The organism is Devosia sp. Root413D1 (assembly GCF_001425235.1).
Taxonomy (GTDB): domain Bacteria; phylum Pseudomonadota; class Alphaproteobacteria; order Rhizobiales; family Devosiaceae; genus Devosia_A.
Window position 1 is genome coordinate 421515 of the sequence record NZ_LMEA01000010.1, and the last position, 22763, is coordinate 444277.

At 64.8% G+C, this 22763-nt stretch carries 24 protein-coding genes, 1 pseudogene and 1 riboswitch; of the genes and pseudogenes, 11 read left to right on the top strand and 14 right to left on the bottom strand.

The window, feature by feature from the left end; genetic code table 11:
- Positions 1–7 precede the first annotated feature (7 nt).
- Positions 8–105: riboswitch (TPP riboswitch) on the bottom strand.
- 74 nt (positions 106–179) lie between these two features.
- Positions 180–830, top strand: coding sequence for a thiamine diphosphokinase (locus ASC89_RS16720; RefSeq protein WP_055999787.1), 651 nt, complete (start codon positions 180–182; stop codon positions 828–830).
- A 203-nt stretch (positions 831–1033) separates the two neighbouring features.
- Positions 1034–1810: pseudogene (gene blaOXA, locus ASC89_RS16725) on the top strand (class D beta-lactamase); the annotation flags it as partial.
- A 177-nt stretch (positions 1811–1987) separates the two neighbouring features.
- Here the strand turns inward: blaOXA and rpoH are convergent.
- Both rpoH and ASC89_RS16735 read right to left on the bottom strand, forming a co-directional pair.
- On the bottom strand, positions 1988–2875 hold the full coding sequence (rpoH, locus tag ASC89_RS16730; RefSeq protein WP_055883274.1) for an RNA polymerase sigma factor RpoH: 888 nt from the start codon (positions 2873–2875) through the stop codon (positions 1988–1990).
- 290 nt (positions 2876–3165) lie between these two features.
- Positions 3166–4185, bottom strand: coding sequence for an RluA family pseudouridine synthase (locus ASC89_RS16735; protein WP_055999791.1), 1020 nt, complete (start codon positions 4183–4185; stop codon positions 3166–3168).
- On the opposite strand from ASC89_RS16735, the gene ASC89_RS16740 reads away from it, so the two are divergent.
- On the top strand, positions 4184–4534 hold the full coding sequence (locus ASC89_RS16740; RefSeq protein ID WP_055883279.1) for a hypothetical protein: 351 nt from the start codon (positions 4184–4186) through the stop codon (positions 4532–4534). The genes ASC89_RS16735 and ASC89_RS16740 overlap by 2 nt on opposite strands.
- Before the next feature lie 107 nt (positions 4535–4641).
- Here ASC89_RS16740 and ASC89_RS16745 read toward each other — a convergent pair whose 3' ends face one another.
- Complete coding sequence (locus ASC89_RS16745) at positions 4642–5826, bottom strand: hypothetical protein (RefSeq protein WP_055999795.1); 1185 nt, start codon at positions 5824–5826, stop codon at positions 4642–4644.
- A 197-nt stretch (positions 5827–6023) separates the two neighbouring features.
- Complete coding sequence (locus ASC89_RS16750) at positions 6024–6617, bottom strand: DUF1134 domain-containing protein (RefSeq protein ID WP_055877551.1); 594 nt, start codon at positions 6615–6617, stop codon at positions 6024–6026.
- 128 nt (positions 6618–6745) lie between these two features.
- Between ASC89_RS16750 and ASC89_RS16755 the strand changes: the two genes are divergently transcribed.
- Genes ASC89_RS16755 through ASC89_RS16765 form a run of 3 tightly spaced genes read left to right on the top strand, consistent with a single transcriptional unit; the run spans position 6746 to position 8541 of the window.
- Positions 6746–7330 carry a YHS domain-containing (seleno)protein gene (locus ASC89_RS16755; RefSeq protein WP_274532712.1) on the top strand — a complete coding sequence of 195 codons (585 nt, stop codon included), beginning with the start codon at positions 6746–6748 and terminating at the stop codon, positions 7328–7330.
- Positions 7327–7806 carry a hypothetical protein gene (locus tag ASC89_RS16760; RefSeq protein WP_156384655.1) on the top strand — a complete coding sequence of 160 codons (480 nt, stop codon included), beginning with the start codon at positions 7327–7329 and terminating at the stop codon, positions 7804–7806. Before ASC89_RS16755 ends, ASC89_RS16760 begins: the two co-directional genes overlap by 4 nt.
- Before the next feature lie 60 nt (positions 7807–7866).
- The gene (locus ASC89_RS16765; protein ID WP_055877543.1) at positions 7867–8541 is read left to right on the top strand and encodes a histidine phosphotransferase family protein; all 675 of its coding nucleotides are present in this window, start codon (positions 7867–7869) and stop codon (positions 8539–8541) included.
- A gap of 3 nt (positions 8542–8544) precedes the next feature.
- On the opposite strand, the gene ASC89_RS16770 is transcribed toward ASC89_RS16765, so the two are convergent.
- On the bottom strand, positions 8545–9702 hold the full coding sequence (locus tag ASC89_RS16770) for a helix-turn-helix transcriptional regulator (RefSeq protein ID WP_055999804.1): 1158 nt from the start codon (positions 9700–9702) through the stop codon (positions 8545–8547).
- A gap of 324 nt (positions 9703–10026) precedes the next feature.
- On the opposite strand from ASC89_RS16770, the gene ASC89_RS16775 reads away from it, so the two are divergent.
- Together ASC89_RS16775 and ASC89_RS16780 are read left to right on the top strand one after the other, a co-directional pair.
- Positions 10027–10650, top strand: a complete 624-nt coding sequence (locus ASC89_RS16775) for a hypothetical protein (protein WP_055999807.1) — start codon at positions 10027–10029, stop codon at positions 10648–10650.
- A 340-nt stretch (positions 10651–10990) separates the two neighbouring features.
- Positions 10991–11371: a response regulator gene (locus ASC89_RS16780; RefSeq protein ID WP_055877535.1), complete on the top strand. Its 381-nt coding sequence runs from the start codon at positions 10991–10993 to the stop codon at positions 11369–11371.
- 13 nt (positions 11372–11384) lie between these two features.
- Here ASC89_RS16780 and ASC89_RS16785 read toward each other — a convergent pair whose 3' ends face one another.
- The 6 genes from ASC89_RS16785 to ctrA all read right to left on the bottom strand — a co-directional run bounded on the left by ASC89_RS16785 (position 11385) and on the right by ctrA (position 16560).
- The gene (locus tag ASC89_RS16785; RefSeq protein ID WP_055999810.1) at positions 11385–12017 is read right to left on the bottom strand and encodes a sulfotransferase family protein; all 633 of its coding nucleotides are present in this window, start codon (positions 12015–12017) and stop codon (positions 11385–11387) included.
- Positions 12018–12042: 25 nt separating this feature from the next.
- Complete coding sequence (locus ASC89_RS16790) at positions 12043–12255, bottom strand: hypothetical protein (RefSeq protein WP_055999813.1); 213 nt, start codon at positions 12253–12255, stop codon at positions 12043–12045.
- Positions 12256–12362: 107 nt separating this feature from the next.
- Entirely contained in the window at positions 12363–13895 is a 1533-nt protein-coding gene (locus ASC89_RS16795) for a winged helix-turn-helix domain-containing protein (protein ID WP_055999816.1), read from the bottom strand.
- Positions 13896–14021: 126 nt separating this feature from the next.
- Complete coding sequence (locus ASC89_RS16800; RefSeq protein ID WP_200940454.1) at positions 14022–14516, bottom strand: DUF2867 domain-containing protein; 495 nt, start codon at positions 14514–14516, stop codon at positions 14022–14024.
- Between the two features lie 48 nt (positions 14517–14564).
- The gene (locus ASC89_RS16805; RefSeq protein WP_055877520.1) at positions 14565–15482 is read right to left on the bottom strand and encodes a phosphotransferase family protein; all 918 of its coding nucleotides are present in this window, start codon (positions 15480–15482) and stop codon (positions 14565–14567) included.
- Between the two features lie 367 nt (positions 15483–15849).
- Positions 15850–16560 (bottom strand): response regulator transcription factor CtrA, encoded by a 711-nt coding sequence (gene ctrA / locus ASC89_RS16810; protein ID WP_055877515.1) that lies wholly within the window; start codon positions 16558–16560, stop codon positions 15850–15852.
- Positions 16561–16955: 395 nt separating this feature from the next.
- Between ctrA and fliI the strand changes: the two genes are divergently transcribed.
- Together fliI and fliJ are read left to right on the top strand one after the other, a co-directional pair.
- Positions 16956–18296 (top strand): flagellar protein export ATPase FliI, encoded by a 1341-nt coding sequence (fliI, locus tag ASC89_RS16815; RefSeq protein ID WP_055877513.1) that lies wholly within the window; start codon positions 16956–16958, stop codon positions 18294–18296.
- 28 nt (positions 18297–18324) lie between these two features.
- Positions 18325–18738: a flagellar export protein FliJ gene (gene fliJ / locus ASC89_RS16820; RefSeq protein ID WP_055877511.1), complete on the top strand. Its 414-nt coding sequence runs from the start codon at positions 18325–18327 to the stop codon at positions 18736–18738.
- 69 nt (positions 18739–18807) lie between these two features.
- Here fliJ and ASC89_RS16825 read toward each other — a convergent pair whose 3' ends face one another.
- Positions 18808–19791 carry a PRC-barrel domain-containing protein gene (locus tag ASC89_RS16825; protein WP_082528001.1) on the bottom strand — a complete coding sequence of 328 codons (984 nt, stop codon included), beginning with the start codon at positions 19789–19791 and terminating at the stop codon, positions 18808–18810.
- A gap of 238 nt (positions 19792–20029) precedes the next feature.
- Here ASC89_RS16825 and ASC89_RS16830 point away from each other — a divergent pair, with 238 nt between their 5' ends.
- On the top strand, positions 20030–20578 hold the full coding sequence (locus ASC89_RS16830; protein WP_055999819.1) for a thioredoxin domain-containing protein: 549 nt from the start codon (positions 20030–20032) through the stop codon (positions 20576–20578).
- A 560-nt stretch (positions 20579–21138) separates the two neighbouring features.
- On the opposite strand, the gene ASC89_RS16835 is transcribed toward ASC89_RS16830, so the two are convergent.
- Positions 21139–21573: a GNAT family N-acetyltransferase gene (locus ASC89_RS16835; RefSeq protein WP_055877501.1), complete on the bottom strand. Its 435-nt coding sequence runs from the start codon at positions 21571–21573 to the stop codon at positions 21139–21141.
- A 38-nt stretch (positions 21574–21611) separates the two neighbouring features.
- Entirely contained in the window at positions 21612–22748 is a 1137-nt protein-coding gene (locus tag ASC89_RS16840) for a putative zinc-binding metallopeptidase (protein ID WP_055877498.1), read from the bottom strand.
- Between the last annotated feature and the right edge of the window lie 15 nt (positions 22749–22763).

Here is a 22763-nt window from a genome sequence, read left to right on the forward strand (position 1 = left end):
TGTCGCGCCCTTGCCATCTCGAACTTCCTCCGCCAGCATGACCTGGTTCAGGTTCAATGGGTAACTCTCAGCTCCGGAAGGCCCGGAACACCCCAGCGAGACAGCTGACAGATAGACAGAGTTTTCCCTCCGTGCAAGCGCGTGCCCCCCAGACTTCCGTTGCGGTCTTTGACGACCTGATGGTCATCGTTGGCGGCGGGACGGTCGATTTCGACCTCCTGCGCGAGCTCTACGCTTCGGGCGGCCATCTGGTCGGAGCCGATGGCGGAGCCGACCAGATCGTCGAGGCCGGCCTCAAGCCCGAGCTGATCATCGGCGATTTCGATTCGCTGAAGAACCCGCACTCCTGGCTGGGCAAGACCCGGCTGATGCAGATCAGCGAACAGGAAACCACCGATTTCGAGAAGTCGCTCTATTCGACCCGCGCCCCGGTAACGGTGGCGCTGGGGATGACCGGGCGGCGCTTCGACCACACGCTGGCCGCGCTCGATGCGGTGGCCAAATATGCGGCAAAGCGGAAGATCGTGCTGGTCGACGAAGAGGACGTGGCGCTGCCGCTGACCAAGGCGTTCTCGTTCACCGTCGATCCGCGCGAGCGCGTCTCGATCCACCCGCTGGCGGCGATAACCTTCTGGACTTCGGAAGGGCTGAAATACCCGCTCGACGCGGTGAAGCTCGCGCCAGGGGTGCGGACGGGCACCTCGAACGAGGCGCTGACCGGGCCGTTCCGGATCGTGCCGGAGGAAGGCGTGCATGCGCCGTATTTGCTGATCCTGCCGCGGAAGTACTTGGCGCAGCTGATTGCGAAGCTGCTGCTGGAGAAACGCTGACTGATAGAGACGGCCTCCTCCCATCCTCCCCCATAAAGGGGGAGGTGCCGCATCGAGTTTCAGGCACTATCGGGCCACAAGCCCGACTCTTCACCTCCCCCTTTATGGGGGAGGCCGGAAGGGGGCCGTCTCTATCGGTCGAAAACCCCCGTTCCGGCGAAATTCCGCCCAAATCCCCGCTACATGTCGCGGTCTTTAAGAGCTTGGGGCCATTCGTGAAAGTTCTGATTGCAGCATTATTGCTGAGCCTTGCCGCCGTGTCCGCGAGCCGGGCGGAAGTGGTATGCACGTTGATCGTCGACGCCGAAAGCGGCGCGGTGCGGCTGCAGGAGGGCGGCGGTTGCGCCACGCCGACCTCGCCAGCGTCGACGTTCAAGGTGCCGCTGGCGGTGATGGGGTTCGATGCAGGGATCCTCACGGGGGCGGAGGAGCCGGCCTGGCCGTACAAGGCCGAGTATGACGCCAACCGGGCGGACTGGAAGGTGACCACCACGCCCGCCACCTGGCTGCGCGATTCGGTGCTGTGGTACTCGCGCGTGCTGGTCGCCGAGATGGGCGCCGAGCGCTTCGGCAAGTACGTCAGCGATTTCGACTATGGCAATGCCGATATCTCGGGCGACCCGGGCAAGAACAACAGCCTGCTGCGTTCGTGGATCAACTCGTCGCTGCTGATCACCCCGGAAGAGCAGGTGCGGTTCGTGCGGCGGATGCTGGCGGGCGAGCTGCCGGCAACGGCGGCGGCGCAGGCCGCGGTGGTCGCCATCATGCCGAGCTTTACGGCCGGCAAGTGGACCGTCTCGGGCAAGACCGGCACCTATTACGAGCGCAACGCCGATGGCACCTTCAACTCGCGCCGGCAGACCGGCTGGTTCGTCGGCTGGGCCGAACGCGATGGCGAGCGGCTGGCCTTCGCCTACCTGATCCGCGAGAACAAGAAGACATCTGGCACTGCGGGCATGCGGGCGCGCGACGCGCTCTTGGCGCGCTTCGCCAAATGGGGCAAGGGCGAGTTCGCCTGGGCACAACAACCGCGCCCGGCGGTGGTGCCGGTGATCGGGCCACCGCAGAACGGGTAGGGCGCTTAGGCAGGTACGCAGCCCAAACAGAAAGGGCCGCCCACTGGGCGGCCCTTTCTCATTCATTGATCGCAACTGATCTCAGAGGCTGGCTTCGCGCGATTTGGCGTGTGCCGCCTTCTGCACGGCTTCCTGCACCTTTTCGAAGGCGCGGACTTCGATCTGCCGGATGCGCTCGCGGCTGACATTGTATTCCTGCGCCAGCTCTTCGAGCGTCGCCGGCTCGTCGCGCAGGCGGCGGGCCTGGAAGATCGCCTTCTCGCGCTCGTTGAGGTCGCTCATCGCATTGGTGAGCAAGCCCATGCGCTCGGAGAATTCCTCGGTCTCACCGAGGGTGGTCTCCTGGCTCGGCGTATCGTCGACCAACCAGTCCTGCCACTCCGAGGCGCCTTCGTCGGCGCGCATCGGTGCGTTGAGCGAAGCATCGCCCGAGAGGCGCTGGTTCATCGACACCACGTCGCTTTCGGTGACGTGCAGCGTCGTCGCGATCTGCTTGATCTGGTCGGGGTGGAGGTTGCCGTCATCGAGGGCGGCGATCTGCCCCTTGATCTTGCGCAGGTTGAAGAACAGCCGCTTCTGCGCCGCGGTGGTGCCGATCTTCACCAGCGACCACGAGCGCAGCACGTATTCCTGAATGGCAGCGCGAATCCACCACATCGCATAGGTCGCGAGGCGGAAGCCCTTTTCGGGCTCGAAGCGCTTCACCGCATGCATCAGGCCGACATTGCCTTCCGAGATGACCTCGGAGATAGGCAGGCCATAGCCGCGATATCCCATGGCGATCTTCGCCACGAGGCGCAGATGCGAGGTGATCAGCTTCTGGGCGGAACCGGGATCCTGATGCTCCTTGTAGCGCTTGGCGAGCATGTACTCCTCGTCAGGCTCAAGCATCGGAAACTTACGAATTTCCTGGAGGTAGCGGCTGAGTCCACCCTCAGCCGAAAGAATTGGCAGATTGGTCTGGGCCATAATGCACCCTCGTCTTTCCCCCGTAGTCACGGGCAGATACGCAGCCGTGTCCAGTCCGGCACACGGCTGACTGTCAGAGATATATAGGTCGAAAATCGGTCTTGATAAGACCCACCGACCCTGCATGAAAACGTTGGTAGACCCCGAAGGTTGCGTGAACCTTGCAGGTGGGCATTTGGCCTGCCACTCCCCTCCGGCGCTCACCCTGGGGGGCACCGCTTGCCCCACCGAGTGGGGAGGTGAGGCAGCGGGTCAACTCGTGCATACCGCCGCCGTCAGCCGCAAGCGCCTTACCGCGCAAACGCCCGGTCGAACGGCTGGATCGCTGCCTCGAGCGCCTCGAGATCAGGCGGCAGCGGCGCCTCGAACTGCATTTCCTCGCCGCTTGTCGGGTGTTCGAAGCCGAGTTCGGCGGCGTGTAATGCCTGCCGGCCCAGCGCCGCTACGGCCGCCTTGGCCTGGTCGGGCAGGCGGTTGACCTTGGTGGCAAAGCCCGGCCCGTAGACCATGTCGGCAACCAGCGGGTGGCCGATATGAGCCATGTGGACGCGGATCTGGTGGGTGCGGCCGGTCTCGAGCTCGCAGCGGATGCGGGTAATGTCCCAGCCCTCGTCGCCGAAGCGGGCCTCGACCCAGTAATGGGTGATGGCCTCGCGGCCATCCTGGCGCACCGCCTGCTTCAGCCGGTTGGCCGGGTCGCGGCCGAGCGGCGCCTCGACGGTGCCAGAGGCCTGCTGGGTGCGGCCCCAGCAATAAGCCATGTAGGCTCGGTGGAGGGGCCCCGTGCGGCCGTGATCGGCGAACTGCGCGGCGAGGTGGTTATGCGCCTGCTCGGTCTTGGCGGCGACCATGACGCCGGACGTATCCTTGTCGAGGCGGTGGACGATCCCCGGGCGCTTTACCCCGCCAATGCCCTTGAGGCTGTCGCCGCAATGGTAGAGCAGCGCATTGACCAGGGTGCCGGTGTAGTTGCCGGGGGCAGGGTGGACCACCATGCCGACCGGCTTGTTGATGACGATCAGCTGGTCGTCTTCGTAGAGGATATCGAGCGGGATGTTCTCGGGGGTCGGCTCGGCCTCGATCGGCTCGGGGGCGACGAGCGTGACTTCTTCGCCATCGCGCAGCTTGTATTTGGGCTCTGTGACAGCTCGCCCATTGATCGCGACGCTTCCGGCCAGTATCAGGTCCTTGATCCGGTTGCGCGAGAAGACCGGTACGGCACGGGCGAGTGCGGCATCCAGCCGGCTGCCGGCGTCGGCGGCATCGACCAGCAACTGCCACTCCTGTTCCTCGCCGGAAATTTCCTGCATGAGCGATCCTCAAGACAAACCCGAAACCACCCCGGAACTGACGCCGGAAGCCAAGGCCGTACTGGCCCGGGCGCGCAAGTCCTTCATGGTGTCGATGGGGCTACTGGTCGTGGGCCTTATCGCCATCGGCGGCGCACTTGTCTACCGCGCATCGCAGAGCGACAGCAAAGCCGGCAGCGACTACGTCATCGCCGCGCTGAAGATTCCGGCCGGTGGCGAAGTGGTTTCGGCGGTCGCGGCGGATGGCCGGGTGACCGTTACCTACAAGCTCGGGCCATTGACCAGCGTGCGCATTTTCGATGGTAAGTCGGGCGAGATGATCCGCGAAGTGCCTGTGGTCAGCGAGTAGGTCGCTGCCCGAGGTCAGCGAGTAGGTCGGCGTACAGCGGAACGTGCAGTCGGCGTCCCTCCCCCGCAGGCGGGAGAGGGTGGCCGACTGATGGTGCGGCGTATTGGTCAGTTACCGTCCTGCAACTCGCGCAGCGCCTTCAACCGGTCTGACACCGCCTGGCCTTCCGGCGCGCCGCCTTTCCTCGCCTTGGGGCCCTTGACCGGTGCGGCTTCGGCTTCCTCGGCGTCGACGAATTTCTGCATGCGGGAGGCGAGGCTCTCTTCCTCGTCGATCGGGCCGTTGCCTTCGAGCGCGTAGACCAGGCGACTGACGTCCGAGGCGATGTCGTTGAGCCGTTCGCGCAGGTGCGACTGCTCGATGCGGTCGCTGTCCCAGTCGGCCATCACGGTGTCTTCGACGCTGGCCACCTTGGCGCGCAGCTTTTCCATTTCTTCTTCGAGGCCAAGCTTTTCGGCCAGCAGCATGTCGCGCTTTTCCTCGCCGTCGCCGACCAGTTTGGTAGTCTCGGCGAGGAGGGTGGAGACGCGGCTTTCGGCGTCGGCGATGCGGGCTTCGGCCTCGGCGAGGTCGGACTGGGCGTCGCTCACCACGTCATCGCGTTTAGCGAGTTTTTCGCGGAGCTCCGTCGCCGCGGCCCGCGCTTCAGCGCCGCTCTTGTCGGAATTCTCGAGGCTTTCGATCAGCGTGCGGTTCTGCGTCTCGAGGAATTCCGAGCGCTTCTTTTCGATCTCGACGTATTGCAGCAACTCGTCGATATCGGTGTTGTAGTTGCCGCTCAGCGCCTTGCCATCAACGGCGAAAGCACGCGGGGCGCTGCCGCGCAGGGTTTCGCGGGCGGCGTCGAGTTGGCTGGATTTTTCGCCCAGCTCGCGGTCGCGCATGCGCAGTTTCTGGGCGAGATCGGCGCCGTCCTTTTCCAGTTCGAGGATGCGGCGGCGGGCTTCGGCTTCGCGCTCCTCGAGCTCGCGCACCACCTGCAGGTGGCTGTCGCGCTCGCCCTTGATGCCGCCGAGCTCGTTCTTCTTGCGATTGATGTCGCGGAGCTGGTCGGAGAGGCGACGGCGCAGTGCCTCGACGTTCATCTCGAGGCGCCTGGTGGACAAGGCGAATTCGGCACGCAGCTGGTCCTTGTCGGCGCGGAACTCGGCCATGGTCATCGGCGTCGCGGCTTCAATGCGCTTCTTGGTGAGGCGGACGGCGCGGCGCCAGACGGCGGGCATGATGATCAACGCCAACAGCCCGGCCACGAGCAGGCCGAGCACGAAATACATGATGTTTTCTATGACCATAACTCAACTCCGCCACCGGCAACTGCCCGGTCCCGGGTGTTCGCGCCCGTTACGTTGGCAGCAATGGCCGCCCCCGGCTATCGCTGTCAGGCCGTAACCTTACCGGAAGACGGGCACGCGGTCACGATGCGCCGCTGCGATGAACAGCGGTTGAACGGATTCCGGACGGTTTTCGCGATCGCTGCGTGCCGGGCCGCTCAGAAGGGGTTCCAGGTCGGCTCCTGGGTGAACTTCAGGTAGCCGACATTGACACCGAGGCGCGCCCCGACACCGGAGCGGATCGGCACCATCACCACGTCGCCATACTTGATCACCGTCATGCCGAGCCCGCCGATGACGTAGGCGGAGCCATCGACACCGGGGTAGCGGCCGTAGACGTCGGAGACGGAGTTCAGGTTGTAGACCAGCATCATCACCTTGGAACCGTCGCCGCCGAAGTCGAGGCCGACGGTCGGGCCCTGCCAGAACAGCGAATGCTCGCCCTGGTTGCGGGTGTACATGGTGCCTTCGCCGTAGCGGGCGCCGGCGAAGATGGCGCCGCCGGCTTCCTCGCCGAGGATATAGGCATTGGGCAGCCCGAACTGGCTGACGGCGCGCTCGACCAGCGAGGCGAGGCCCTGGGCGACGGAGCCGAAGAACTGGTGGCCGGTATCGACCAGTTCGTCGCCGGAGAAGGTGTCGGAGAGCGAACCTTGCTCCTGCGCCTGGCTGAAGGTCGGGGTCAGCACCAGCGTGGCCGCGGTCAGCGCGACGAAGGCGGCAAGAATGAGGTAGACCATGCGGTCGAGCATGAGGGCACTCCGGAGGGGCTTAGTTCGAGCGGCAGGCCATTTACGCGGTACTTACCATGACGACGCTAGGTTCGGCGCATCCGGCTTGCCTGAGGGTGTGCTCAAGCTAGGCGTTCATGGCGGCAATGATGCGGCAAAAGCGTAAACAAAACTTAACCATAACCCGGCTTCTTGTAGCTCTGTGGCTGACCCTTGGGCTTCTACTTAGTGCCCCGGTAAGCGCTGCTGCACTGGTCACCGCCATCGTCACCGACCCTCTGACCGGGGTGGCGCTCGAGGGCTATGATCCGGTGAGCTATTTCACCGAACCCGAGCCGATCCAGGGCGTCGCCGACTTCGAGTACCAGTGGGGCGGGGTGCCGTGGTACTTCGCCTCGGCGGCGAACCGCGACGTGTTCATGCGCAACCCGGAGATCTACGCCCCGCAGTTCGGCGGGCACTGCGTCACCAGTCTCGCCCGGGGCTATCTCTCCGATGGCAAGCCGCGGCTCTACGTGATCTCGGGGATGAAGCTCTACCTGTTCTACTCGGTGGCCAACCGCGAGGCATTCTTCAAGAGCGAGGAGACCTCGCTGCTTGAAGCCAATAGCGGCTGGGGCAAGCTTTCGGGCACGCTGACCGGCGAAGAGGGCAGCGTCGCGGATGCGGTGGGCAAGGCGGCGGACGTGGCGCCGGCTGAGACGGCGCTGACCGAGCCGGAAGCGTCGCATTGAACACGCCTCGCGGAGTGGTTTTTGAGGAAACCAACCGGACAGCAATACTGGGTTGGGTCGTGGCTCCGGTAATTCCGATCTTTGCGTTCGCCGTATCGCTCCAGGGCGGTCCAGACGCCGCCGATCCCTCATTCGGATGGGGGGTAGTGGTGCTCTGGGGCCTGGTGCTGTTCATCGAGACTGTCCTGCTTCGTCTGCCGATCACCACGGTCAGAGCATCGAGAGGCAAGCTCAGAGTTATCGACCGCCACCTCTGGGGCGAGCGAACGAAGGAGTGGGCCCTGAGCGATGTCGCGGCACCGAAACTGTCCAGCGTCGTGAACACAGAAGGCTCCCCTGCCTACCAGTGTACGCTGAAGCTGCCAGATGGTCGGCAGGTGCTACTTGCCTTCGGTGACGGCCCGAGGGTCAAGGATGCCTACGAGCAGCTGATTGCGGTGATGGCTGCCAACCAGGCAGAGCGCCGCACCCCCTAGGGTCTGCGGGCCCTTGCGGTTAGGCTACGCCAAAATGATTCGACGGCAAGGACCCATAGAATGGCGGATTTCATCGAGCTCAAGGCGACCGACCTCGCGGCGATGCTGTGTTCTCGGGTCTGCCATGACCTGATCAACCCCGTAGGGGCGATCGGCAATGGGCTCGAAGTGCTGGCCGACCCGACGCAGACCGCGATGGCCGACGGGGCGCAGGAACTGATCGCCAACGCGGCCAAGCAGGCGCGGGCGAAGCTCGAATTCGCGCGACTGGCCTATGGCGCCTCGTCGACGGCGGGCACCGATTTCGACACACGCGAGTGCGAGCGGGTGGCGCGGGTATATTTCGAGATCGAAAAGGCCGACCTCGACTGGCAGGTGCCGCTGATCCTGCTCCCCAAGCACAAGGCCAAGCTGTTCATGAACATGCTGCTGATCGCCGCCATGGCGGTGCCGCGCGGCGGCGTGGTGACGGCGAGGATCGAAGGCGCCGCGGGCGCCGAGGTGTTCACCCTGACCTCGAAATCGGATCCCGAGAAGCGGCAGAAGACGCTGATGCCGTCGGGTGCCGAAGGGCTGCTGTCCGGTTCGCCCGAGGGCGGGGTCGATGCCCGCGGCATCCAGCCATTCTACACCGGCATCCTGGCGCGGATGACCGACATGGAGCTGAAGATCGGCATCGAGAACGATGTGTTCGAGTTCTCGGCCACGCCCAAGGCAGTCGCGGCCGCCGCCTGACGATCATTTCGGGTCCGGCAGTGGTCGGGCTCCTGTCAGCATCAACCCCAGTTCGGCCTGCCGGCGCGTGCCGGTCTTGGCCAACACGGCCTTGAGCTGGCTGCGCACCGTCTCGCGTGACAGGGCAAGCGCAGCGGCGAGGTGCTGGACATCCAGGCCCGAGGCAATGCCGCGGGCCACCTTGGCTTCGGCCGGAGTCAGGTCGAACAGCCCCATCAGCACCTGGGTCAGCGGTGCGGCGGGTGCCGCGACCGGTGTCACCACGATCACCCCTTCGGCCGCAACGAAGATATCGCCGCCGGCGCGCCGCACCGGTAACAGGTGGACGACCAGCGCCGGAGCGTCGGGGGCGGCGCGCACGGGGATCGAGCGGATGGCAGGTTCGGCCTCCGAGGCGATGGAGGCCATCGCCGCCTGGGCCAGCCGATCGACTTCCGGATCGGCGAAGGCGAGACGACCGAAGGCCGCGAACTGCACGCGCGGCGCCAGCGCCTCGAACAGATCGTTGGTGGCGAGCAGCCGACCCGAGCGGCCCCATACGGCACAGGGTAGCCCCACCATCTGCATGGCCGCGGCCTGATTGGCCGCAGCGCGCCGGCCGAGCCGGTGCGACAGCAGCGCGGCGCGGGCGAGGTGCGGGCGGACGCGATCGAGCAGCGCCATGGCCTCGCGACTGAACCGGCCGGCGCCGGCCCGGGTGGCGAGGTCGAAGACCAGCAGGTCGCCGCTCGGCACCGGGATGACCGTGCCGGCAGTCCATTCCAGCCCATGCGGGCGGAGGAAGCGGAGATAGAGCGGATCGGTGGCCAGTTCCGCCTCGGAACAGAGCTCAAGATCGGATGAGAACGCCATCGGATAATCGCGCAGCGAGCGTTCCAGCCGGACGTTCTCTACGGCGTTGCCGTGCTCCCAGTAATCCTGATAGGCGGCCTCGTAGGTATCGGTCGCGATGTAGCCGGCGAGGCCGGACGCATCCATGCAGGTCAATGCCCCGGCATGAGCCCCGGCCATACCGCACAGCTGCAACAGCACGGTGGACCAAAGCTCGGGCACGGCTGCCGCCTCATAGATCAGATCGATCAATTCGGCGGGGGCATTCATGGCGCGTCCGGCGCGCGGCGTCGCCACACCATCGGTTGGGATGCGGGTGCGGCGTCGCATAGAAATACTTGGCGACGGCTCTGTAATCGATTTCACTGTCCCTGTAATCGATTTCAAGGTGGAGCCGCTATCATGCACTCTGAGTCCTTGTCAGCCAAAACGCGTAGTCATTCGTCAGGTCGCTTCAGTATGACCTGCAGAAATTATCGACGTAAATTGGATTTGAATATGAGTCGCTGGAGAGAAATACGGCCACAAGCGCGGCGATAGCGAATGATGTCTTTATAGCACGGCTGTTTTCGGCCGGTAATACCCCAATCGGGTGATGCGCTGTTGCCGTTTATCGGTGATCGTCTGATGGCGGCACTCGCAGGGAATGGACTGATGCGCAACAGGTGGGATCGTTGCCGTGCGCTGCTGCTTGCCGGTCTTGCGGCGCTTGGCGCGGGCAGTGTCGCTGGAGCAGGTGCGGCCGAATACAGCTATCGGACGAACGAGCGCGACGAGGTGGTGATGCGGCTTGCGGGGCGGATCACCGCCATGGATGGTGCGATCTTCCTCGCCGAAGTGCGTGAGCACGAGCCGCGGATCATCGAACTGGAGGGGCCCGGCGGCGACATGCTGAGCGCCGTGCGGATCGGCGTGATCATCCATGAGCGTTACCTCAGGACCCACGCCGTGGGCACCTGTCTTTCGGCCTGCGCCTATATCTGGATCTCAGGCCTGAAGATGATCGCCGACGAAGGCGTCGAGATTTCCAACCACCTGCCGGTGGCGATCCAGGGCGCCAGCGTCGGCCGGCCGGATGACAAGACCATCGCGATTTTCGGCTGGTACCTGGGCAAGCTCAATATCAGCGTCGAGATGATGTCGGCCTTCCTCGATGAGGCGATGGGCCCCGGGGTCGACGGGAACGGCTATTTCGACATGCTGGCCTTTGCCAGATACTGGAATGCGCCGATCGAGATGCGCGTGCCGGCTCCGACCTACGCCGCGATCGAGCCCTGAGCGAAACAGCGAAATGCTTCGTGATTGAGTGATCGGGCTTTCGAGCCGGAAAGGTCCGTGCGCGTTGTATGCGCAAGTTCTGTGCAGGCGCGCTATTGGCTCATTTCAGGCCGCTCAAGCAGGCAAACCTGTCGTTGTTCTCAAAAAATCTCGCCGATGCGGAGAAGGGTTCAAGTTTCGCTAACCATTCATACGCAGATTTGCGGGATAGTGTGGGCGAACGACAAGCGTTGGTCGGTCTGCGCCCGGAGCCATCCGGGCAAGATCGAGCGCGCGTCGTGCGGTGGATGGGCAGGGCCTCGGACGGGCCTCGCACTTCTGCCGACTTGGGAGAAGCGTCATGAAATCCTGCCTCGTGGTCGATGATTCCAGCGTGGTGCGCAAGGTTGCGCGCCGCATCCTGGAGGATCTCGACTACATTGTGGATGAGGCGGAGGACGGGCAGGAAGCTTTCGACAAGTGCCGCCAGGAAATGCCGGACGCGATCCTGCTCGACTGGCAGATGCCGGTGATGAACGGGCTCGAGTTCCTGAAGCTGCTGCGCGGCTATGTCGGCGGACACACGCCGCGCGTGGTCTACATGGTCACCGAGAACGATATCGGGCAAATCGCGCTGGCGCTGAAAGCCGGGGTCGACGACTACATGATGAAGCCGTTCGAACGCGACCATCTCGAGGGCAAGTTCACCGTGAGCGCCGCCGAGCGCGCCAGCGTCGCCTAGCGCCGGCCAAGCCTCAGGCCTCTTCCGCCCATTCCTCGCTGAGGAACTGCTTGGACGAGTTGAGCCGCGGGAACGAGATTGCCGGCACCGGCAGACCCAGGAAAGCGCACAGCGGCTCCCAACCTTCGCTCACGTCGAAAGTCAGCAGCTGCGAGCCGGGAATACTGGCCTGCACTTCGGCTATATGGGCATTGAACAGCGTCGTGGCGTAGGCCCGCTCGAACATCCGCCCATCGAAGACGCCATCAACGATCAGCTTGTGGGCCATGTTGGCGACGCCGTTGGCATGCGGATCGTCGTAGCTGCCGCGGCCGGCCATGAATTTGGCGATGGTCGCTTCGACACTGTCGAACCACTCATCGGCGTCGCGCACCGTTAGGATTACCTTGGCCTCGGGGTAGTGGGCGGCGAGCTCGCGCCAGTAACGGGCCCCGGGCCAATCAACCTGGGCGCGATAGCCGTGGAACAGGGCGTCCCAGTCGGGGCGTGCCCCGTCGGCCAGCGCCTGCCAGCCGGGCAGTTGCTCCGGATGGTCGCGGACCTCGAACATGTGGTGCGCTGGTCCAAAGCCCAGGTGCTCCAGCGCGACCTTCAGCGAGTTGGTGCCGGTGCGTCCGAAGCCCGGACCGATGATATCAAGTGCCATTTTCGTCCCCTCGTGATGCGTTCTGTCAAGCGTGGCGCGTAGCGCCGATGCGCTCGGGCGCGGTGCGGTGGTTGCGGCGGAGCAGGGTAATGAGGGCCGGCAGCCAAGCCGGCACGATGATGTTCAGGGTATGTCTGGCGTAGTAGTCATTCTCGTCGGTCGGTGTCAGCAGGCGGCGTCCGGTGGCGATGGCCGGTCGGGCCAGCGCATCCATGGCGGCGGCAAGAAGCATGTCCATTTTCGACCCTCTTCAGTTGGCGCCAGGCGGCGCTGTGAGGACAAATCTGGCCGATCGGCGTGCTTTGGGTCCTTAGGCAGTTCCAAATGAGTTGCTAAATCGGCCCGTCAGGTGAGACCGGCTTTCCTCAGGCCCTCAATGATGAGCGCGAAGCGGCCGTCGGAGCGCTGCGCCACGGTCTCGACGCCGGCGATTGACGTGTAGGGGGCAAAGCTCTTGAGGCGGGCCAGCGTCGCTTGGGCCTCGTCCAGCCGACCAAGATGCGCATAGGCGGCGGTCTGGATCCAGTACGTCGGGGGCCAATCCATCAGGGTGGCGCGGGAGCGGTCGAGCCAGACGAGCGCGCCTTCGAAATCGTGCATAAAGAAGCGGGCGAAGCCGATGCCGGCGAGGCTTTCGGAGGCCTCGGGAGCGCCCGGGCTCAGGGTGTAGGCGCGCCTGTAGCAGGCTTCGGCCTTGGCCGGGTCGCCGGCCAGCATGTTGCAGATACCACCCAGCACCTGAACGATGACATTGTGCGGGTTGGCGGCGAGCGCCCGGTCGGCCATAGCGAGGCCCTCAGCGCGCATGTTGCCGATGGCAAGCAGCGAGTGGCTGCAGATGGCCAGCACCAACGGGTCGTCGTCGCCATACTGCAATGCCAACCGAGCCAGCTCGAGGCAACGAGCGACGCCGGCTGTGTCGAGCGCGGTGAGTGCTACCGTGCCGTGGCGAGCGAGGCTCCATGAGGCATAGGCAAGGGCGGCGGCGTAGTCCGGCTGCAGCGATACGGCGTGCTCGAGGTGGCCTAGCGCCGTCAGGTAGTCGGCTGGATTGCGGGAGCTGAAGAAGGGCAGGGCGCGGAGGAAGTGGTCATAGGCCTGCGGGTTGTCGGGCCAGCGGCGGCGGGTACGCTCGATCTCGGCCCGGCGGAGCTGCGGTTCGACGAGGCCGACGACGGACTCGGTGATCTTGTCCTGAAACTCGAAGATCTGGCCCATCTCACCATCAAAGCTCGAGGCCCAGAGATGGGTGCCGCTGGCGGCATCGACCAATTGCACGGTGACCCGGACCCGCTCGCCGGAGAGCCGGACACTGCCTTCAAGCAGGTAGCGGACGCCGAGCTCGCGAGCGACCTGGCGAATGTCGGCGGTGCGGTTGCGGTAGGCGAAGGAGGAGTAGCGCGAGACGACGGCGAAGGACTTGAAGCGGCTGAGGGCGGTGATCAGGTCTTCGACCAGGCCGTCGGCGAAGTAGTCGCGCGTCGCGTCGCCGCTGAGGTTGACGAAGGGGAGGACGGCGACACTGGGCTTGCCGCTGGCGTCGGCGGGCGGCGCTTCGGCGGGCGTGGGGGCAGCGCCACGCACCAGCCGGTAGCCGACGCGCGGCACGGTGACGATCCACTCCTCGCCGCCTGGGCGGGAGCCGAGCTCCTTGCGCAGCGCGGCGATCTGCACGGTGATGTTGCCTTCCTCGACCGTCACACCGGGCCAGACCCGCTCCAGTATCTCGGCCTTGGTGACGATCTCGCCCTCAGCCTCGAGCATGGTCTCGAGCATCATCAGGGCCCGCGGCCCAAGCGCCACGGGGTGGCCGTCGCGCCGCAACTCACGGCCCGGGGTCAGAACAAATGGGCCGAACCGATGTTGTGCCTCGTCCATGGCGGAGGTTGTACATCGAACGGGCGGTGTTTCGTAGGGCCGCGGCGCGAGAAACAAGCAACTCGGCAACCCATCGATGGAATTACTTCCGATGATGGTGCCGGACGAGGGCAGGATACATATCGATCAGGCCGCGACGTTGGCGAGCATGCGGCGAATGATCAGCTTGTGGAACGGCAGCACGCCGGCGAGATAAAGCCGGCCACCCAGGTTGTGCGGATGCACCCAGGTGGAGATCGCGGCCAGGGGGTGTGGGCCCGCGGTCTTCAGCACCGAAACGCGGAAATCGAGATGCCGATCGTCTTCTCCGAGGATCGCCTCGTTGGGCGACAACTCCTCGAGCCGGAAGAAGCTGACGTAATCGCCGATGCCGGGATCTCCGTTGGCCGGCGTCGCGTCGGCGCCGGTCTTCAGCCCAAGCGGCGAGACCAGCCCGTTACGCAGCCACAGCAGGCCGTTGACCCAGCCCGGCATGACGGTCAGCCGCGCTGCCAGTTGCATCGGGGTCAGGTCGGGGTCGGCGAGCGGGACGGCATAAGAATCGACGAAATCACCGGGCCCGATGCGCTTGCGCAGGAGGCTGGTGAGCGGCAACTGAAACGGACGGGCGCGCATAAGCATAATGTGCGCACGCCGGTCGCGGCGCGCGATGCGACATCGGCGCGCGGCCTAGCCGGCGCGCTCCAGCGCCATGCGAACCCAGCGCAGGTCTTCGGCGAGCGTACGGCCGGCCGGCTTTTCCTCCGGCCCGGCTCCGCCGCGCAAGGCAAGGAAGGCGACGGCAGAGGCGGCGTTGAAGAGGCGGACCCGGCTGACGTCGATCGGCTGGCCGCCGGCGGCCTCGTAGGCTGTCACCGCGGCGGTGAACAGCGCCTCGTCTTCGGTATCGAGCAGCAGGTAGCGGAAGTCGTAATGCCAGTCGGCGAGCGAGGCTTCGTCATAATCGAACACGCCCACCACGGCGCCGTCCGCTGTCACCACCATGTTGTGAAAGCCGAAATCGGTGTGGGCGAGGACTCGATCGGTGATGGCCGCCTCCGTCGCTTCGTAACGGGCCAGCAGCGCCAGGGCGCGAGCGACGAGGTCGCGGTCGTCGGTGACGCGTGGCAGGTGTGCTGCCACCTGCGGCAGCGGTGGCGGCCAGCCGGGGCGGGGCAGCAGCCAGTCGCCGAGCTCCACTAAAGGGATGCTGTGGTGCTGGTCGGCCAGCAGGCGACCCAGATTGGCGCCAAGTGCCGCAGCGAAGTGTCGATCGTCGCGAACGCGGTGATAGACCGCGAACGGATCGGCCGTGCCCGGCACTTCGGAGCGCAACTGCCAGCCCGTCGCCGACCGGTGGATGAGGCGCGGGGCGCGGAAGCTGCAGCGGCGTTCGATGAGGGCGAGAGCACGAGCCTCGCGGGCGAGGCGCTGCTGGCCGTGCGGATCGGTCGGGAACCAGGCGATACGGTGGCCGGGGAGGCGGACCGCAAAGCGACTGTCGCGCAGCAGCAGCGCGATCTCGGCCGGATCGATGGCGACGCCGATACTCGCCAATGCCGCCGCGACGGCAGCCCGGTCCGGCGCAATCCACGCGATATCGCTCATGGCCGGAGGGTGCCATTGGCCGGCCGGCTCCTCAAGGGCCTGCCGGTTGGGGGCGCTCTGATCCCGCCGCCGGTGGTTGACCGACCCCCACCCTTGATCCCTCCCCCCTAGGGGACGCAATGGCGTCCCCGGAATGGGGAGGGAGACGGTAGCCCCGATATCGGCGTGAGGTTCTCCCTCCCCATGTTTAGGGGGAGGGGACAGCGGGGGGCAGCCCGCACCGGCTGGAGTATCTCACCGTTTGAAGGCGCCAAGAATAGCGAAAACCCCGCACCTTCTGGTACGGGGTTCCCCAGGTCTGCCGCAACGCAGGACTGAATGAGTTAGGCGACGCCAAACGGCGCGCTAGGCGACGCTAAGCAGCGCGCTAGGCGACGCTCGATTCGGCGAAGCTTTCGTTCTCGTCGGGCTCGCGCAGCACGTAGCCGCGGCCCCAGACGGTCTCGATGTAGTTCTTGCCACCGGTGGCGACCGAGAGCTTCTTCCTGAGCTTGCAGATGAAGACGTCGATGATCTTCAGCTCGGGCTCGTCCATGCCGCCATAGAGGTGGTTGAGGAACATTTCCTTGGTGAGGGTAGTGCCCTTGCGGAGCGAGAGCAGCTCCAGCATCTGGTATTCCTTGCCCGTGAGATGGACGCGGGCGGATTGCACTTCGACGGTCTTGGTGTCGAGGTTCACGGTCAGGTCGCCGGTGGAGATGACCGACTGCGCATGACCCTTGGAACGGCGGACGATGGCGTGGATGCGGGCGACCAGCTCATCCTTGTGGAACGGCTTGGTCATATAGTCGTCAGCGCCGAAGCCGAGGCCGCGCACCTTGTCTTCGATGCCGGCGAGACCAGAAAGGATCAGGATCGGGGTCTGCACCTTGGCCACGCGCAGGGTGCGCAGCACTTCGTAGCCCGACATGTCGGGAAGGTTCAGATCGAGCAGGATGATGTCGTAATCGTAGAGTTTGCCTAGGTCGACGCCCTCTTCACCGAGGTCCGTCGTGTATACGTTGAAACTCTCTGATTTGAGCATCAGCTCGATGCTCTGCGCTGTCGCGCTGTCGTCCTCGATCAAGAGTACACGCATGCCGTCAATCCCCTTAAACCGTTCCCTGCTGGAACTATGGATGAGGCGCCCTGCGCGTTCACCCTTAACCGAACCCTACTGGATATGACCCAAACCTAAGCGCAATTAGTTAACAAAGTTTAATTCTGATCCGCAAGATGCAATGGGTCTCCCGTTAGTGATATGTTAAATCGTTGAAAATGCTACAGAAATCGCACCTAACCGACTTAAGAAACTAGGTTAAGAAAGCCCTTCAATCGACTCTGCCGACTCAAGGATTTGGGGCCCTTGAGGGCTCGAAAAGCGGCTCGCGGCGCGCCAGGCGGATGTCGGGGTAGGGGCCCATGGTTAACGCTTTTTGCTTAACGTTCGGTTACCGTGGTCCTCAAGCGATTCGGGCACCGTGAAAGAGGCCGATGCAGTCCCTGAGAGCCGCAATTGACGCCATCGAGGACGTTGAAGTCTTCGGGCGCGTCAAAACCGTGCAGGGCCTGCTCATCGAAGTGGTCGGGCCGGTGCGCGAGCTGCGCGTCGGCGGGCGCGTCGAAATCGAAACCACCAATGGCGGCGTGCTGGGCGCCGAGATCATCGGCTTCCGCGATGGCCATGCGCTGTGCCTGCCGTTCGGGGCGCTGAACGGGGTGCGGCTCGGGTGCCGGGCGCTGTTCAAGAGCCATGATGGGGCGGTGCAGCCCTCCGAGTACTGGCTGGGGCGGGTGATCAACGCCGATGGCGAGCCGATCGACGCCAAGGGTCCACTGATGCCGGGCGCCACGCCCTATCCGCTGCGCCAGGTGCCGTTGCCGGCGCATGAGCGCATGCGGGTGGGCGATCCGCTCGATATGGGGGTGCGCACCCTCAACACCTTCACCACCATGTGCGAAGGCCAGCGCATGGGGATCTTTGCCGGCTCGGGTGTCGGCAAGTCGGTGCTGATGAGTATGCTGGCGCGCAACGCCCAGGTGGACGTGGCGGTGATCGGGCTGATCGGCGAGCGCGGTCGCGAGGTGCAGGAATTCGTCACCGACTATCTGGGCGAGGTCGGCATCCAGCAGGCCGTGGTGGTGGTCGCGACCTCCGACGAGGCGGCGCTGATGCGGCGGCAGGCGGCCTACCTGACGCTGACGCTCAGCGAGTATTTCCGCGACCAGGGCAAGCGGGTGCTGTGCATGATGGACAGCCTCACCCGCTTCGCCCAGGCGCAGCGCGAGATCGGCCTTGCCATCGGCGAGCCGCCGACCGCCAAGGGCTACCCGCCGACGGTTTTCACCGAACTTCCCAGGCTGCTCGAAAGAGCCGGTCCAGGCCTTGCTGAATCGGGCTCCATTACCGGTCTATTTACCGTTTTGGTGGAAGGTGACGATCACAATGAGCCCATTGCGGACGCCGTTCGCGGCATTCTCGATGGGCACATCGTGATGGAGCGCTCGATCGCCGAGCGGGGACGCTATCCGGCGGTCAATGTGCTCCGGTCTATCTCGCGAACCATGCCTGGGTGCGTGCCGGCCAATGTGCGGCCCACCCTGCAGAAGGCGCGAGAGCTCATGTCGACATTTGCCGACATGGAGGAACTGATCCGGCTGGGGGCATACCGGAAGGGATCGGATCCAGGCGTGGACCGTGCCATCGCGATCAACCCGGCGCTGGAGGCGTTTTTGAGCCAGCAGCGGGAAGAACGCACCTCTATTGCCGACGGCTATGTCATGCTGGAAGCAATTCTGGACAAGGTGGGCGAGCAAACCGCGTCAGTGAAGTGAATGACTTGAGGTGTAAGGAGTACAAGTCATGAAGTCGCGCAGCGAGAGCCTGATCCGGCTTAAGAAGTTTCAGGTCGACGAGAAGCGCCGGCAGGTCACGCAGATCGAGATGATGATCGCCGATTTCGAGCGGATGGCCGCCGAACTCGACCAGCAGATCGAAATCGAGCAGCAGAAGACCGGCATCTCGGATATCGCGCATTTCGCCTATTCGACCTTCGCCAAGGCGGCGATCGCCCGCAGGGACAACCTGCTGGCCTCGGCCAACGACATGAAGGGCAATCTCGAGGCGGCGCAGGATGCGTTGGCCGAAGCAGTGGAGGACCTCAAGAAGGTCGAACTGCTGGACCAGCGCGAGCATGGCCGCGAGACTGCGGCGGAAGCCAAGTCCGAGCAGGCCGAATACGACGAGATCGGCCGCCTCCGGCACATCCGCCGCTGAGGCTCTTCGCCGTCAGACAATGAAAAAGGCCCGCCGGAGCGGGCCTTTCGTGCTTGCGACAGCGGATACTTACTGCAGAACGTCGGTCTTCAGCAGCTGGGTGTCGCGCTCGGCTTCCCAGGTGTCCTTGTTGTAGGCCACGGCCTTGTCGAGCTGATCGCGCGTCACGTTGAGGAACAGGAACTTGTCGCCGTTCGCGTTGGTGGCAAAGCGCAGGTTCTCGACCGAAACGGCCACCGGCTTGGTGCCGATGCCGAGGAAACCACCGAAATCGATGATCACCGCATCAACGGCCTTGCCGTCGGCGCCGAGGATCACGTCGCCGATGGCGCCGAGGTGCTCGTCACCCGGGCCATAGGCATTGGTGCCGATCAGCTCTTCAGCGGTGAGCGGCGCATCGGTCAACGTGGCGCGGTCGATCGGCCCGGCCACGGTGGTGGCTGCCGGGGTAGTGCTCTGATCGGCCGGAGCCATGGCGTCGGCGGGCTGATCGGCCGGAGCAGCGTTGTCAGCCGGAGCGGTTGCCGCAGGGGCATTGGCGTCGGCTGCCGGCGCTGTCGTATCTGCCGGAGCAGCGTCGGCGGCGTCATCAGTGGTCTCGAAGTTCGGGGCGGTCTCCAGCGCTTCCTTGGTGGTCGCCAGCACGAAGCGCTCGCTGCCGTCTTCGGCGGTGATCCACTCGAGCTCGGCATAGTTCACGGCAACGTTCTTTTCGCCGATGCCGAGGAAGCCGCCAACGCCGATGACCACAGCGGCGACTTCGCCGCCTTCACCGATCACCAGGTTATTGACGTCGCCGATATGCTCGGCGTCCGCCGCGGACGAGGAATAGACCTGCTTGCCGATAATTTCAGTCGCGAGGTTATCCTTGTCGGTGACGGTGTAGCCGGAAGCGAGGATCGAGGTGTCGAGCGGTTCGGCCGGCGTTGCTTCGGTGGTGGCGGGAGCCTCGGCGGCCGGAGCTTCGGTTGCCGGCGCAGCGGCGTCCTGCGCCATGGCGCCTGCAGTGAGCAGGGCGACGACGGCAGTGGTGGTCATAAGGGTACGGAACATTTAAGGTTCTCTCGTTCGTGGGTTCATGAACAAGGCCGTGCGGCACATCGCTTGGCTGTGGCGTGCCGCACGGCCCGATGCAGACATAACGTCATCACGAGGCGAGCGTTCCGGTCCCCCGGAAATCAAACCGGGCGACCGTTTTCAGTTTGGTCTGCGCGAACTTCAACCAATGTCCGATAGGCCAGGCCGCCGGGTCGGGTAGCTTGGCGCTCTGATTTGATGAGAGGTATTTGCCGTGGCTGAGTTCCGGGTCGATCCATTGGTATGGGGCCACGGGCCGCGACAGTTCGAGGTGTTCCTCGAGCCGACCTGTCCCTACTCCGCCAAGGCCTTCGGCAAGCTCGAGCCGCTGCTGGCGGCAGTGGGCGAGGACAAGCTGACGGTGAAGATCCGGCTGCACTCGCAGCCCTGGCACATGTTCTCGCCGGTGATCGTCAGGGCGATCTATGCCGCGGCGAGCCTGCCGGCGGGCAATGCGGCGGCGAGGCAGGTGATGCAGGCGGTCTACGAGCATCGCGAGGAGTTCGAGTTCGAACGGCATGCCACCGGGCCGAACCGCGACGCGACGCCCAACGACCTGATCCGGCGCATCGAAGGCTATACCGGGCTCAGGCTGATGGCGGCGTTCGACGAGCCGCTGCTCGACAAATCGACCCGCTGGGATGCGCGCTATGCTCGGCAGAACGGCATCCACGTATCACCCAGCTTCATGATCGACGGGATCGTCCAGGCTGACATGAGCAGCGGCGACGAGGTTTCGGTTTGGGTCAAGAAGCTGGCTTAGGCTGTTGTGATTGGGCGGCATTGGCGAGGATGTCATCCCTGCGAAAGCAGGGACCCAGCTCTCAACCTGCGCCGGAGGATAGATGGGTCCCAGCTTTCACTGGGATGTGGGTGGGGTGACCGCGGTGGGTCAGCTCGACCACGACTGCTTCTCGTCGCTGCAAAAATCAAAGGCCGGCCCCGTTTTCCGAGGTCCGGCCTTCCACGCCTCCCAGCGTTCTGTCGGGGCGGCGAGGCGCCCCACGTCCAGCAAGCTAGCGGAGAATTGACGGCGGCGCGCGGTTTGCCGGGTTAACCGGTAAAGATTGAATTAATTCGGTAAGGGCTTGGTAGTCTCTTCGCCGGGGCGCGGCTGCGGGAGCGCGGCCTAGAGCGGCTGATCCTCAGGCCGCTCAGTGAGCCGACCACATTTGGGGCAACGGTAGGGGTAGTCCGGCCAGGAGGTTCCAAACGAGACCAGCACGAACGCCCAATGGAACAACCGTGGCCATTGCTTCCTCACTGCCAGCACCAAGCCGTGGTTGGGGCAGTTCTGGTACTGCTTGTCCCCGGCCATCCGCCTCAGTACGTCCTCATCTTGAGGTGGAGAATGCCTGAGCCATCGTCGAACGGCTCGCCGAAGGCGACGAAACCGAGCTTTTCGTAGACGGCGAGCTTGTCGTGCTGGGCGGTGAGATAGAAGCGGCTCTCGCCCTTGTCGCGCGCCAGGGCCATGGCGTGGCGGAGCAGCCGGGTGGAGATGCCCTGGCCGCGCCAGAGCTGCGCAACGACCACGCGGCCAAGCTTCACGTGCTCCGGCGTCCATATGATACGCAGCGTGCCGACGACATTGCCGGCGGCAATCGCCACCAGATGCGTGGCGGTAAGGTCGTCGGCGTCGAATTCCTCAGCCTCGGGGATCTGCTGCTCGATGACGAAGACCTCGCGGCGCAGCGCGAAGGCGGCGTTGCAAAGGGTGGAGAACACCGGAACGGTGAGAAGCGTGATGTCGTGCATGCCGGATAGAGATCACATCAGCGCCGACCGCTCCAGCCTCAGGTACGGGGCAACTCGGCTGGGCCGCTGGGGACGTTGATCGGGATCGGCCCGGCGGCGCTGGGGACGGTCCATTGCACGGTGCCGGCATCATGCACCAGCCGGGCGACGAAGCCGAGCTTGGCGATCACCTCGGGGGTGAGCACGAATGGGTAGGCGTCGTGCTGCCCGACGGCGCGGTTGAGATTGTTCATCAGCGAGGCGAGCGGAATCCAATTCTCGATCAGCTCGTCGATGTCGGCATCGTCATAGGGGTCGTAGTCGAGCCGGGTGGTCAGTTCGCCTCTCTGGTCGACGGCGGGCCGGAGGTTGAGGCCGAAGGAGGCCGCCATCTCGGTGGTGTCGACGAGGTGCAGGTAGTGCGCGAAGGTCTCGGCGAAATCTTCCCAGGGATGGGAGGTGGCGTAGGCCGAGATGTAGTGCTGCTGCCAGCCGGCGGGAGCGCCGTTGGCGTAGTGTGCGGCGAGCGCGCTCTCGTAGTCGGCGCTCTCGTCGCCGAACAGGGTGCGGAACTCCTGATGCGCCGGGCGGCCGGCGATCAGCAGATCCCAGTAATAGTGGCCGATCTCGTGGCGAAAATGGCCGAGCAGGGTGCGGTAGGGCTCGTTAAACCGGGTACGGCGGTACTCGCGCGCGGCGTCATCGGCCTCTTTCAGCGCCAGGGTGATGATGCCGCTGTCATGCCCGGTGAGCACCGGGGCGCGCGAAACCTCCTCGTTGAGGAACCTGAAGCTCAGGCCGTGCACCGGGTCTTCGTTACGGGTGGCGAGTGGCAAATGCAGCCGCAGCAGCGAGTAGATCAGCCGCTTCTTGGCGCGCTCGATCACCTGCCAGCGGCCTAGATCGACCGGGTTCTTGATATCGGGGATCAGCCCGTTATGGCGGCATGCGAGGCAGTAGGGATCGGCTCCCGGCGCATGCAGCAGCAGCCAGTTGCAGGCGCCATGCGCGGCATTGGCGCAGTAAACGAAGGAGCGGTTGAAGAAGGCCGGCGCCATCCAGATCCCGGGGCCGCCATCGAGCGAGAACAGGTTGTTGGTGAGCGGGCCATAGCCGAGCGCACGGCCGCAGCGCTCGCAGCGGGTGTTCTCGAAGTAGAGCAGGTGACCGCAATGGTCGCAGCGGAAGAGCTTCATCGGGGCTCGTGGGGT